This is a genomic window from Knoellia pratensis, from assembly GCF_042666395.1.
GTDB lineage: Bacteria > Actinomycetota > Actinomycetes > Actinomycetales > Dermatophilaceae > Knoellia > Knoellia pratensis.
In genome coordinates, this window is record NZ_JBHTDJ010000003.1 from 992,380 (window position 1) to 1,004,597 (window position 12,218).

A 12,218-nucleotide genomic window follows, 5' to 3' on the forward strand; every position below is an offset into this window, starting at 1 on the left:
AAACGGACAACTCGCTGGCGCCCGCCGTCCGCACCCGCCTTTCGACTTCGTGCCCCAAACGGACAACTCGCTGGCGCTCGCCGTCCGTTTGGGGCACGAAGTCGAGCCGCATTCAGAGGGTCGGGCGTCCCTCGGGGCCGACGGGCGAGGAGGGTGGGCCACCAGCTGATGACGGCGTTGGGTCATCGGTGTTGACGAGCATGTGCGCCGCGCGCATGAAGTAGTCGCGCATCGCCTCGGCGTGAGCCTCGGGCAGGTCGAGCGTCTCCATCGCGGCGATCATGTGTCGCATCCACCGGTCGCGCATGTCGAGGGTCACCGGGTAGGGCGCGTGCCGCATCCGCAGCCGCGGGTGGCCGCGCTCCTGGCTGTAGGCGTTGGGTCCACCGAAGTACTGCTCGAGGAACATCCGCAGCCGCCGCTCGGCCGGAGCGAGGTCCTGCTCGGGATAGAGCGCCCGCAGCTCGGGGTCGGCCGCGACGCCGACGTAGAACGCGTGGACGAGCCGCTCGAACGTCGCAGCGCCGCCGACTTCTTCGTAGAAGCTCATGGTCGGGGTGCTCCGAAGGGGTTCATCGGTGGGGCCTTGACGCCAGCCACGTCGAGCGCCGACTTGATGCGCTGACGCAGCTCGCGCTGGATGTCGACCTTGTCGCCGGGCGAGGTTTCCGCAAGCACGCGCAGGGTCATCGTCTGGCCGACGATCGACTCGATACCGGCGACCGTGGGGGTGTCGAGCAGCCGCCCGTCCCAGGCCTCGTCGCCAGCCATCGCCGCAACCGCCTCACGGATCACCGCAGTGACGTGGGCGACGTCCTCGTCGTAGGAGACCGGCACGTCGATGATCGCCGTCGCCCGGTGCTGGCTGAGGTTGCCGATCCGGACGATCTCGCCGTTGCGGATGTACCAGGTCACCCCGTTGGCGTCGCGCAGACGGGTCACCCGCAGCGAGACCTCCTCGACGGTGCCGATCGCCTCACCGGTGTCGATGACGTCACCGACGCCGTACTGGTCCTCGAGAATCATGAACACGCCGGACAGGAAGTCCTTGACGAGGCTCTGCGCGCCGAACCCGAGCGCCACACCACCCACTCCGGCCGACGCGAGCAGCGGCCCGAGCGGGATGCCGACGAGTGCCATCACCGTCAGCATCGCGACGAGCCCGACGACAAACGTCACGCTGCTCCGAAGCAAGGACCCGAGGGTCGCGGTCCGCTGCTGGTGTCGCGCCCGTGCCGTCGCCGATGCCTCGGCGAAGAGCCGACCGGGCAGAAAGCGATCGCGCCACTCATCGTCACGTGCGGTCGTCTTGGACGTCATCGTCTTCACGACGCGCGCGATGAGCCGGTGCAGCAACCACCGAACGACGACGGCGAGGACCAGGGTGAGCAGGATCCGCAGACCGTCGGTGAGCAACCACTCCTGGATCCGGTCAGCGGTCACCAGGGTCTGGGTGAGGTCGACTTGCGTCATGCCTGGGCGTCACGCTCCTGCGCCGCGAGAGCGCGCGTGATGGGGTCGCGGTTCTCGGCGACGATCCGTCGCAGGGCATCCGGGGAGTCGGTGTTGGCGTCAAGCCAGGACTGCGTGGCATCGCGCAACTCGACCGAGGCCAGTCCGCGCGGATAGAAGCCCACGACGATCGACTCCACGAGTGCCATGGAACCCTTGTCCTGCAACGACTTCAGCACATCGTGGTAGCGACTGACGAACGGTTGCAGAGCGCTCACATCACCCGTTCGACCGAAGCCGAGACCGTAGGCATCAACCATCGAGTTCGACAGGCCGTCATCCTCGATGGCGGCCTTCCACGCCGCCTCCTTGGCTTCGGGCGTCGGCACCGAAGCGCGTGCGCGGGCTGCCCGCTCGCGCCCGGTGGCCGTGGCGTCGCGCGTCAGTTCGGCGTCGATCTCGCCATCCTCGAGAGCGTTCGCGCCCGCGAGACCGGTGAGCAGGGTCCACCGCATGTCCGTGTCGAGTGTGAGCCCCTCGAGGGCCTCGGTACCCGAGAGAAGCCCACGCAGGTATGCCGTGTCGTCACCGGTCGTGGTGAACCCGGCTGCCGTGGTGACGAGCTGGAGCTGCGCATCGCTGCCGGGTGCGGCCGTCTTCGCGGCTTCCCAGAGCTGGGCGAGCGTCGAGCGACGGGTCTCGTCACGGTTCTCGGGTGCCACGTAGAGGTTGACTGCGGTCGAGAGCTGCGCGACCAGGGTGCGGATGAGGGTCGAGTCGGACTCGCCGGGCAGGACCGCGAGAACGAGTTCCGCGAACGTACGCGCACTCATCTCGGCGTCGCGCGTCATGTCCCAGGCCGACGCGAGGACGAGCGACTTCGGGAGCGAGCTCTCGAAACCGCGCACGTGCTCGATGGCCGTCGAGAGGGAGCGCTCGTCGAGACGGATCTTGGCGTAGGTGAGGTCGTCGTCGTTGACGAGGACCATGTCGGGCTGCTTGCGACCGATGAGCCCGGGGACCTCGGTGCGCTCGCCGACGAGGTCGAGCTCGATCCGGTCGGTGCGCACGAGGCGAGCACCGCCCTTGCCACCCAGCTCCACGGCATACAGGCCGATGCCCAGGCGGTGCGGTCGGATCGTCTCGAAGCCCTTGGCAAAGGTCTGCTCGATGACGGCACCCGAGATGAGGCCACGGTCGTCGACCTCGATGACCGGGCGCAGCGTGTTGACGCCGGCGGTCTCGAGCCAGGCCTTGCTCCAGGTGCGCAGGTCGCGACCCGACGTCGCCTCGAGCTCGTCGAGGAGGTCGTCCAAGGTGGTGTTGCTCCACTTGTGCTTGGCGAAGTAGGCGCGCAGTCCATCGCGGAACGGCTCGCGGCCCACGTAGGCGACGAGCTGCTTGAGGACGGAGGCGCCCTTGGCGTAGGTGATGCCGTCGAAGTTGACCTCGACGTCCTCGAGGTCGCGGATGGGCGCCACGATCGGGTGGGTCGAGGACAGCTGGTCCTGGCGGTAGGCCCAGTCCTTCTCGTGCGTGCCGAAGGTCGTCCACGCCTCGGTCCACTCGGTGGCCTCGGCCTGCGCGGTCGTCGACGCCCACTCGGCGAAGGACTCATTGAGCCAGAGGTCGTTCCACCACTTCATCGTCACGAGGTTGCCGAACCACATGTGCGCGAGTTCGTGCAGCAGGGTGAGGGCGCGGCGCTCGACGATGGCCTCGGTGACCTTGGAGCGGAAGACGTACATCTCGTTGAAGGTGACGCACGCGGCGTTCTCCATCGCGCCCATGTTGTATTCGGGCGTGAAGATCTGGTCGTACTTCTCGAACGGGTACGCCTGGTCGAACTCGGCCTCGAAGAACTCGAAGCCCTTCTTGGTCAGATCGAAGAGGTTGTCGGCGTCGAGGAACTGCGTGAGCGACTTGCGGCAGAAGATGCCGAGCGGGATCTCGCCGTTGCGGCTCGTCAGGCTGTCGCGCACGACGTCGTAGGGGCCCGCGACGAGCGCCGTGATGTAGCTCGAGATCGGACCGGTCGGAGTGAACGCCCACGTCGCGACACCGTCGCGGTCAGTTGCCGTCGGCTCCGGCGTGGGGGAGTTGGAGAGCACCTGCCAGTGACTCGGCGCCGTGACCGTGAACGTGAACCGCGCCTTGAGGTCGGGCTGCTCGAACACGGGATACATGCGCCGGCTGTCCGGCACCTCGAACTGGCTGTAGAGGTAGACCTCGTCATCGACCGGGTCGACGAAGCGGTGCAGGCCCTCACCCGTGTTCATGTACTTGCCCGTGGCCTCGATGCGCAGCTCGTTGTCGGCGGCCAGTCCGTCGATGGACAGACGAGACCCGTCGTATGCCGGCTCGACCGCCTCCCCGTTGAGCGTCACCCTGTCGATCGACTCACCGAGGAAGTCGACGAAGGTCGCGGCTCCTTCGGTGGCGGTGAAGGTGATGGTGCTCGTCGTCGCGAACGTCGTTTCGGACGTCGTGAGGTCGAGCTCGACGGCATACGCCTGCACCGACACGAGCGCGGCGCGCTCCTCGGCCTCGACGCGGGTGAGGTTCTTGCCGGGCACGGGGGATCTCCTGGTCTGCCAAGGAAAAAGGGACGGGGTGTGGTCCCGAAGGATTCTCATCCTCGCACGCGGACTCGGCGTTCGAAGGCCCCCGGGGGAGTGGCACGATGAGCGCATGAGCGACGAGCAGCGTCACACCGCCGGGTTCTGGTTCGACCCCCTATGCCCGTGGGCATGGATGACGTCCCGGTGGATGGGTGAGGTCGAGCAGGTCCGTCCGGTCGACGTGACGTGGCACCCCTTCAGCCTCGCGGTGCTCAACGAGGGCCGCGACCTGCCGCCGTCGTACCGCGAGCTCATGGACCGAGGGTGGGGTCCCGCCCGGGTCGTCACCGCGGCGCGTGAGCTGCACGGCCAAGAGGTCGTCAAGCCGCTGTACGACGCCATCGGCACCGCGATCCACCCCGGTGGGGTCGAGGACTTCGACGAGGCCATCGCCATCGGGCTCGAGAAGGCAGGCCTCCCCGCCGACCTCGCGAAGTTCGCTGCCACGGACGAGTACGACCCGCAGATGCGGGCCTCCACCCAGCGCGCCCTCGACCTCGTCGGTGATGACGTCGGCACCCCCGTCATCTCCGTCGACGGCGTCTCCTTCTTCGGCCCCGTCGTCACCCCGGCCCCCAAGGGCGAGGCTGCAGGCAAGCTCTGGGACGGCACCGTGCTCGTCGCGGGCACGCCCGGCTTCTTCGAGATCAAGCGCAGCCGCACCGCCGACCCGCAGTTCGACTGACCGCTCCCCCCGACTGACCCTTCACCTCGACCACTGACGTTCGACACAGGAGCACGACCAGACATGCGCGTACACATCGGCGGCGACCACGCGGCATACGAGCTGCAGCAGGACCTCATCGCGTTCCTCGAGGGTGAAGGGCACGACGTGACCGACCACGGTCCCTTCGACCTCGACCCGCTCGATGACTATCCCGTCTTCGTGCTGCGCGCGGCGCAGGCCGTTGCGGCCGATCCGGGGTCGCTCGGTGTCGTCCTTGGTGGCTCGGGCAACGGCGAGCAGATGGCGGCCAACAAGGTCGCCGGCGTGCGGGCAGCTCTCTGCTACAACGACGAACTGGCCCAGCTCTCGCGCGAGCACAACAACGCCCAGGTCATCTCCATCGGTGGTCGCATGAACACTGTGGAGGAGGCGCGCTCCATGGTGCGCACCTTCCTTGCCACGCCGTTCTCCGGGGAGGAACGCCACCAGCGTCGGATCGACATGGTGAGCGCCTACGAGGACACCAAAACCCTGCCTGATCTGCCCTGACGCGCTTTCTCTGACTCCTTTCGCCGGAGGCTACTCGTGGGTTAATGTGATCCGCACGCAGTCCACGACAGGAGCAAAGCTGGTGGCTACGGACGTCAGCGCTCTCGCACGCAGGGCCCCGACGACGCTCACCCGTCTCCTTGGCGGCACCGTCGCGGCAGGACCACGTCGCGACCGCATCGTCTTTGCGGTTCTTGCCCTCATCGCCCTGACCTTCGTGCTGCTCATCATGGGCGAACCCACGAGAGTTCCGATCCCGACGTTGGCGCCCCTGATCCTGCTCAGTGGCCTCTACCTGCCGCAGCGCCACCTCGTCGGTCTCTACGTCCTCATCGGCCTCGGCATCGCGACGACCATCCCGCGGTCGTCCGGCACCGCGATGGCCAAGACCCTCATCGTCTCGTCGATGTTCGCTCTCATGGCCATGATGGTCATCGTCGCGTCGTCCCGGGTTCGGGTCGGGTCGACGGGCTTCCATGGCGAGAACCTCTTCGTCGAGCTGCGCGACCGCATCGCCCGATCCGCCCGGCTCCCCGGCCTGCCCGACGGGTGGACCGCGGAGTCGGCCGTGCGGTCGGCCAACGGCGAGGGATTCTCGGGCGACTTCATGGTCGCCGAGCGCACCCACGGCGGCCGTCACCTCGAGGTCGCCCTGGTCGATGTCAGCGGCAAGGGTCGCGAGGCGGGGACGCGTTCGCTGCTGCTCTCCGGCGCCCTCGGCGCGCTCCTCGGCTCCTTGTCTCCGGTCAACTTCCTCTGCGAGGCCAACCGCTACCTCGTGCGTCAGGGGTGGGAAGAAGGCTTCGCGACCGCCGTCCACGTCGACATCAACCTCGACACCGGCGAGTTCTCGGTCGGCAACGCCGGGCACCCAGCGCCCGTGCGCTACTCCTTCGGCACCGGGAACTGGGACATCCTCGAGGGTGGCCGAGGTCCGGTGTTGGGCATCATGCAGGGAGTCACCTTCCCCCGCATCCACGGCACGCTGTCCATGGGCGATGCGCTGATGATCTACTCCGACGGCATCATCGAGTCCCGCGGACACGACCTGTCCGAAGGCACCGACCGCATGCTCGGGGCCGCCTCCGAGGCGATGATCCGCCGCGGTGACTCCGTCGCGGACGCCGTGGTCTCATCCGCGCGCTCCGGCGAGTCCGACGACCGCGCCGTCTTCGTCATCGTTCGCGCCTGACGCCTGCGGATCTCAACCGTTTTCGTGCCCCGCACGGACATCGGCCTGGGTATGGATGGCGCCCGTTCAGGTCAGGCGTCTTTGTGCCCCGCACGGACATCGAGGCGGTGTGTCCGTGCGGGGCACGAAGTGGATCTGGCGGTGTCCGTGCGGGGCACGAAGTGGGTCGGCGCCATCGATCCAGTCAGTAGTGCGAGGCCGCTGCGGACTCACGCCCGCCGAGGATCTGGTCGAGGGCGTACTCGGTCACGCGGACCAACGCCGCCTTGGCCGACTCGCGATCGCGCGCGTCGATCGCGAGGATCGGGATGCTGGGCGGCAGCGCCAACGCCTCACGCACCTCCTCGACGGGGAAGCGCTGCGCCCCGTCGAACTCGTTGACGGCGACGATGAAGGGCAGTTGCTTGGCCTCGAAGTAGTCCACGGCCGCGAACGCCTCGTCGAGTCTCTGGGTGTCGACGAGGACGACGGCGCCGATCGCGCCGCGCACCAGGTCGTCCCACATGAACCAGAACCGACGCTGTCCGGGCGTTCCGAAGAGATAGAGGACCAGGTCGTCGCCCAGGGTGATGCGACCGAAGTCCATGGCCACGGTGGTCGTCGACTTCAGCGGCGTCGAGGCGAGGTCGTCCACCCCGCTCGACGCGTTGGTCACCAGCGCCTCGGTGCGCAGCGGCACGATCTCGGACACGGCGCCGACGAGAGTGGTCTTGCCGACCCCGAATCCACCGGCCACGACGATCTTGGTCGACGCAGCACCCGCGGAAGAACTAGATGGCCCGAAGTCCACGGAGGGTCCTTTCGATGAGGTCCTTGCGCTCGCTGAGAGTCGAGGAGTCCGTGAGGGTGACGGCGGCAGTCTCGAGGTAGCCGTCATCGATGAGGTCACCGAGCAGGACCCGGACGACACCCAGCGGCAGGCCGACCTTCGCAGCGATCTCGGCGACCGATGTGCGCTCGTCACAGGCCATGACGATCCGGTCGAGCTGGTCGTGTCCGGCCCACTCGCGCTGGCGGGCACGGGGAAGCTGCTGGACCATCGCCTCGACGGGCAGGTGGACCGATGACTGGGTCCGTCCCGAGGTCAGCGCATAGGGACGCACGATGCCGGCAGTCGGCACGTGCTCTTCCTCGTCGCGGTGGTGGGGGGCCATCTCAGATCCTCATCAGTTCCATCAGTGAAGTTCACTCAGTAGGTGCGGGTGCCTCGGGCCTCGGCCTGGATCATCGGCCCGACCCGTTGCACCAAGAGGGCCATCTCATAGCCGATCTGGCCGATGTCGGCGGTCCCAGAGGTGAGGACAGCGAGGTTCGACCCGTCGCCGACACTCATGAGCAGGAGGTAGCCCTGCTCCATCTCGATGACCGTCTGGAGGACCGTTCCGCCGTCGAAGAGCTGAGCGGCGCCCGTCGCGAGGCTCGCGAGTCCCGACGAGACAGCCGCCATCTGCTCGGCTCGATCGGCGGGGAGCCGGGCACTGCCGGCAACGAGCAGGCCGTCCGCGGAGACGAGGATCGCGTGGGTTGCGCCAGCGACGTCGTCGACGAACCTGGACACGACCCAGTCGAGGTTGCGTCGCGGGGCTCCGGGGGTGGAGTCGCTCATGATCGGTCCAGCTCCTCATCAAGCAGTGTGGATCCGGAGTTGCTCGCGGACCGGGACTCGTTCGTGCCATGGTCGCCCTCAGCCCCGATGCCCGCCCGCCCACGCCGCACGCCGGCGAGGTGGCGGTTGAGGTGCGCTCGGATCGCCTCGGGGTCACGGGCGACAGCGCCATTGCCGCCCTGCCCGGCCTGACCCGGGACCAGGGTCGAGCCGGGGCGCCGCATCGGCAGACCGGACCTCGACAGCCCAGCCGACTCACCTGCGACGGCTCGCTCTGCTGCCTGCCACCCCTGGTCGATCTCTTCGGAGGCCCACGGCAGGTCGGCGTTGTCGCTGTCCGAGAGCCAGCTCGTCTGGAGCTGTCGGAAGATCGGCGTCTGCGCGACAGGCGACGGCGCGAGGTCGCGGATGTACAGGGGCTCTCGTGCCGCGACCGGTTGGTCGATCGGCTCGTGCTGCTCCCCTGCGTTCTCGGGCACCGCATGGGGCGCCGCTTCCGGCTCCCGCGTCGGTTCGAAGGACGTGGCGCTCGGTGCGTGCGTGCTGGTCGTGCTGGGTGCGATGGGCGTGCTGGACGCAGGGGCGCTGGCGCCGTTGGCCCAGGCGGGTCGCGGAGGCGTGGACCCGGGCGCGCCGGCCGAACCGGGCTGGCGTCGGGGCAACCCGGACCCGGTGCGCAGCTCCTGCGAGGCCACCGGAGGCACCACACTCATGTGCGGGAGCGTCGTTGGCGTCGCGGTGGAGGCTGCGCCACCCAGACCGCCGCCACCCAGACCTCCGTTACCCAGACCTCCTTGCGGGGAGTGTTCCTCGATCGCCGCGGCCAGGTTGGGAACGGCGGTCAGGTTGCCGAGTCGTGGACGCGCAGTACCGATCGGCGTCGTGGACCCTGCGTATGCCGTGTCGGTTGCCGTGTCGCTCGATGCGACGGTGCCGACCGTCCCCGCCGTCCCCGCCGTGCCGGCCTCGCTCGCCAGCGACCCCGGCACACCGGCCTCGCTCGCCAGCGACCCCGGCACACCCGCGGGTGCTCCTCGGCCAGAGGCCAGCACCCCGGCCGGCAGGAAGACGGACACGATGGTGCCGGTGGATTCCGGGTTGGGGCGGATCCGGACGGTGACCTCGTGGCGGATGGCCAGCTGGCCGACGACGTAGAGCCCCATGCGGCGGGCGGTCTCGGTCGTGACCTCGCCACCCGTGACGAGTGACTCGTTGGCGCTCGCGACCGCCTCGGGCGTCATGCCGAGACCGTCGTCGCCGACCTCGACGACCGTGCCGCCGTCCACGCCGCGCACGCTGGCGACGGTGACGGTGCTGTCGGGAGGTGAGTAGGACAGGGCGTTGTCGATGAGTTCGGCGAAGAGGTGGATGAGGTTGGGCGCCGCACCGGCCTGGATGACGAGGTCGCTCACGGTCAGGCGCACCCGCTGGTAGTCCTGCACCTCGGACACGGCTGCGCGCACGACGTCACCGAGTGGGAGGTCCTGTCCCGCACCACTGCGGGGGGCCGCTCCGGCCAGGACGAGCAGGCTCTCGCCGTTGCGTCGGATCCGGGCAGCGAGGTGGTCGAGTCGGAAGAGGTTCTCGAGGCGACGCGGGTCGTCCTCGTCGCGCTCGAGGTTCTCGATGAGGCCGAGCTGCTGGTTGATGAGCGAGGTGCTGCGTCGGGAGAGCGTCTCGAACATCGCGCTCACCTGCTCACGCAGCCGAGCCTGCTCCGTGGCGAGGTGGATCGCTTCGGCATGGAGGACGTCCACTGCGCGGGCGAGCTGGCCGACTTCCTCGCCGGTGTGGACCGGCAGGGGTTCGATCGCGGCCGGCTCCTCGCCGGCCCGGATCCGACGCAGGGCCGTCGGCAGGCGCTCGTGCGCCACGTCGAGAGCGCCGAGACGCACCCGGGTGATCGGGTCGAGCAGCAGTCGTGCGACCGCGAGCGCGAGGGCGATGGCGGCAACGAGCAGGCCGATCGTGGCGATGGCGTCGCGGATCGCGTCCCGACGGCCCTCGCTGGCCCGGGCGCGCATCGTGTCGACGACCTGGCCGTTGATCTGCTCGGCGAGAGTCGTGTAGACGCTCACCGCGTCCTGGGCGCGGGGGAGGGCGGCGGTGCCCTGCGCGACGGTGGGAGCGGCGTCGAGGCGCAGTTCGTTGCCTGCAGCCAGTGCGTCGACGAACGTGTCATTGGCGCCGAGGGCACTCTTGAGCGCCTCGATGGCGGTCGCTTCCTCACCGATGGCGTTGCCGAGGGAGATGGGATCGACGGGCGTCCCGGCGGTGGCCGCCGACGTGAGGAGGCGCTGCTTCGTCAGGGCCACCTGGCCGGCGAGCACGTCACGCACCATGGTCAGGCGAGTGTCGGACGTCTCGGAGGTGAGCTCGCCGAGGACGACCGTCACGGGCGCCACGGCCTGGGCGAACTGGTCGGCGACGGTGGTGGCGGGCACGGTGGCCGCCGAGTTGCGCACGGTCTGCGCGGACGCCACTGCCTGGTCGAGTGCGGTCACCTGTTCGTCGGTGAGTCCCGACGTGCGCATGACGTTGCGCAGTTCCTTCACCGCCGTGTCCAGGGTGGCCCGGGCGCGGTTGATGGCTTCCTCGTCCGTGCTTCGTCCGGCGACGGCAACCGCCGATGCGCTGTCGACCATGCGGACTGCGGGCTGGAGCACGGTGACCCGCGACTCGAGTCGCGAGAAGGTCTGCGCATCGCTCGTGGCGTTGACCACGCGCAGGCCGCCGAAGGTCGCTGCCAGGAGGACCGGGATCGCGAGGGCCAACGCGAGCTTGCGCCGCAGCGACCACTCGTCGATGGCGTACCAGGGGATGTCGTGTGGCGGACTCTCCTGCGCCGTCACCGGCTCGGTCACGGGGCTTCCCTTCTGAGGCTGACGGACTCCGCGCCCGGTGCGGACGACCGTGGCGTGGGGCGACCCCGACGCAACACGTCACGCCTGGCGCACGAGGGCGTGACAAAGGCCATGGTGGATAGCACACCCATCCGCGGACGGTAGCAGCACCACGCCGACGAAATCAGCCAAATGACAGGTTCGTGGCGGAGGCCACGATCGGCCCGAGCTAGCCTCATGGGGTGTCTCCCACTCGCTCGACCCTGGATCACGCGCCCCGCGAGGGCGTCCGCTCGTACACCCCTCGGTGGCGCAAGACGCCGCTCACCGAGGAGCGGATGGGGCGACTCCTGCCCTCGCACGACATCCCGGAGGAGGGGCCGCTGGACCCACAGGTCTGGTTCGGCCGGAGCGCACCGGTCGTGCTGGAGGTCGGCTCGGGCTACGGCGCCGCAGCGGTCGCCTACGCTTCCGCCCACCCGGAGCACGACCTCATCGTTGCCGAGGTCCACGTGCCCGGAGTCGCTCGCATGCTCTCCGAGGCCGAGTCGTGCGAACTCACGAACCTCTGGGTCGAGGTCGACGATGCCATGGAGCTCCTCAAGAACCGCATCCCGAGCGGCTCCCTGGCTGCCGTGCACCTCTTCTTCCCTGACCCGTGGCCCAAGGGCAAGCACGCCAAGCGTCGCTTCGTTCAGCAGCACACGCTCACCCTCGTCGCCGATCGGCTCGCGCCGGGTGGCGTGCTCCGCGTCGCCACGGACCACGAGGTGTATGCCGCCCACGTCCGTCAGCAGGTCGCGCACCACGGTGGGTGGCAGGTCACCGAGGGAGAACGGCCACCATGGCGACCGCAGCACGGCTTCGAGGCCAAGGGGCTGCGGGCCGGCCGCAGCATCCACGAGTTCACCCTCACCAAGGCCTGAACCGAGCCGACGTGACAGCAAGAAACCCCGAACCCGTGAGGGTTCGGGGTTTGCCGATGTCGTGAGACATCTCGATGTCGGGCTGACAGGATTTGAACCTGCGACATCTTCGTCCCAAACGAAGCGCGCTACCAAGCTGCGCTACAGCCCGTTCGTCCGCACTGTATCGGACCCGCCAGGAACGCCCGCGACACGTGAACATGCGGGCCGATTTCGGATCCCGCGAAGGAGCCCATTAGGCTGGCCCCTGCTCCGAACCGGTCGATCTACGTCGACGGTGACGAGCGCGCGGGCGTAGCTCAATGGTAGAGCCCCAGTCTTCCAAACTGACTACGCGGGTTCGATTCCCGTCGCCCGCTCCC

Annotated in this window: 11 protein-coding genes and 2 tRNA genes; 5 read left to right on the forward strand and 8 right to left on the reverse strand. The window is 68.8% G+C overall.

Annotation, left to right across the window (positions count from 1 at the left end):
• Positions 1–112: 112 nt before the first annotated feature.
• Genes ACFQRE_RS14610 through pepN form a run of 3 tightly spaced genes read right to left on the reverse strand, consistent with a single transcriptional unit; the run spans position 113 to position 4,028 of the window.
• Positions 113–550, reverse strand: a complete 438-nt coding sequence (locus ACFQRE_RS14610; protein ID WP_380123577.1) for a globin — start codon at positions 548–550, stop codon at positions 113–115.
• Positions 547–1,473: a mechanosensitive ion channel family protein gene (locus ACFQRE_RS14615; RefSeq protein ID WP_380123579.1), complete on the reverse strand. Its 927-nt coding sequence runs from the start codon at positions 1,471–1,473 to the stop codon at positions 547–549. Before ACFQRE_RS14615 ends, ACFQRE_RS14610 begins: the two co-directional genes overlap by 4 nt.
• The gene (gene pepN / locus ACFQRE_RS14620) at positions 1,470–4,028 is read right to left on the reverse strand and encodes an aminopeptidase N (protein ID WP_380123581.1); all 2,559 of its coding nucleotides are present in this window, start codon (positions 4,026–4,028) and stop codon (positions 1,470–1,472) included. Before pepN ends, ACFQRE_RS14615 begins: the two co-directional genes overlap by 4 nt.
• A 115-nt stretch (positions 4,029–4,143) precedes the next feature.
• Between pepN and ACFQRE_RS14625 the strand changes: the two genes are divergently transcribed.
• The 3 genes from ACFQRE_RS14625 (at position 4,144) to ACFQRE_RS14635 (ending at position 6,481) form a co-directional block, all read left to right on the forward strand.
• On the forward strand, positions 4,144–4,758 hold the full coding sequence (locus tag ACFQRE_RS14625; RefSeq protein WP_380123584.1) for a mycothiol-dependent nitroreductase Rv2466c family protein: 615 nt from the start codon (positions 4,144–4,146) through the stop codon (positions 4,756–4,758).
• A gap of 63 nt (positions 4,759–4,821) precedes the next feature.
• On the forward strand, positions 4,822–5,289 hold the full coding sequence (locus tag ACFQRE_RS14630) for a ribose-5-phosphate isomerase (protein WP_380123586.1): 468 nt from the start codon (positions 4,822–4,824) through the stop codon (positions 5,287–5,289).
• 82 nt (positions 5,290–5,371) lie between these two features.
• Complete coding sequence (locus tag ACFQRE_RS14635; protein WP_380123589.1) at positions 5,372–6,481, forward strand: PP2C family protein-serine/threonine phosphatase; 1,110 nt, start codon at positions 5,372–5,374, stop codon at positions 6,479–6,481.
• 184 nt (positions 6,482–6,665) lie between these two features.
• On the opposite strand, the gene ACFQRE_RS14640 is transcribed toward ACFQRE_RS14635, so the two are convergent.
• The 4 genes from ACFQRE_RS14640 to ACFQRE_RS14655 are packed head-to-tail and all read right to left on the reverse strand — an operon-like array spanning position 6,666 to position 10,951.
• Complete coding sequence (locus ACFQRE_RS14640; protein WP_380123591.1) at positions 6,666–7,271, reverse strand: GTP-binding protein; 606 nt, start codon at positions 7,269–7,271, stop codon at positions 6,666–6,668.
• Positions 7,252–7,635, reverse strand: a complete 384-nt coding sequence (locus tag ACFQRE_RS14645; RefSeq protein WP_380123593.1) for a DUF742 domain-containing protein — start codon at positions 7,633–7,635, stop codon at positions 7,252–7,254. Before ACFQRE_RS14645 ends, ACFQRE_RS14640 begins: the two co-directional genes overlap by 20 nt.
• Before the next feature lie 35 nt (positions 7,636–7,670).
• Positions 7,671–8,087: a roadblock/LC7 domain-containing protein gene (locus ACFQRE_RS14650; protein ID WP_380123595.1), complete on the reverse strand. Its 417-nt coding sequence runs from the start codon at positions 8,085–8,087 to the stop codon at positions 7,671–7,673.
• Positions 8,084–10,951 carry a sensor histidine kinase gene (locus ACFQRE_RS14655; protein ID WP_380123598.1) on the reverse strand — a complete coding sequence of 956 codons (2,868 nt, stop codon included), beginning with the start codon at positions 10,949–10,951 and terminating at the stop codon, positions 8,084–8,086. Before ACFQRE_RS14655 ends, ACFQRE_RS14650 begins: the two co-directional genes overlap by 4 nt.
• Positions 10,952–11,172: 221 nt before the next feature.
• Here ACFQRE_RS14655 and trmB point away from each other — a divergent pair, with 221 nt between their 5' ends.
• Positions 11,173–11,856, forward strand: coding sequence for a tRNA (guanosine(46)-N7)-methyltransferase TrmB (gene trmB, locus ACFQRE_RS14660; RefSeq protein ID WP_380123600.1), 684 nt, complete (start codon positions 11,173–11,175; stop codon positions 11,854–11,856).
• A 77-nt stretch (positions 11,857–11,933) separates the two neighbouring features.
• Here the strand turns inward: trmB and ACFQRE_RS14665 are convergent.
• Positions 11,934–12,007: transfer RNA gene (locus ACFQRE_RS14665), tRNA-Pro, on the reverse strand.
• Positions 12,008–12,144: 137 nt separating this feature from the next.
• On the opposite strand from ACFQRE_RS14665, the gene ACFQRE_RS14670 reads away from it, so the two are divergent.
• A tRNA-Gly gene (locus tag ACFQRE_RS14670) sits at positions 12,145–12,215 on the forward strand.
• The last annotated feature ends 3 nt before the right edge of the window (positions 12,216–12,218 follow it).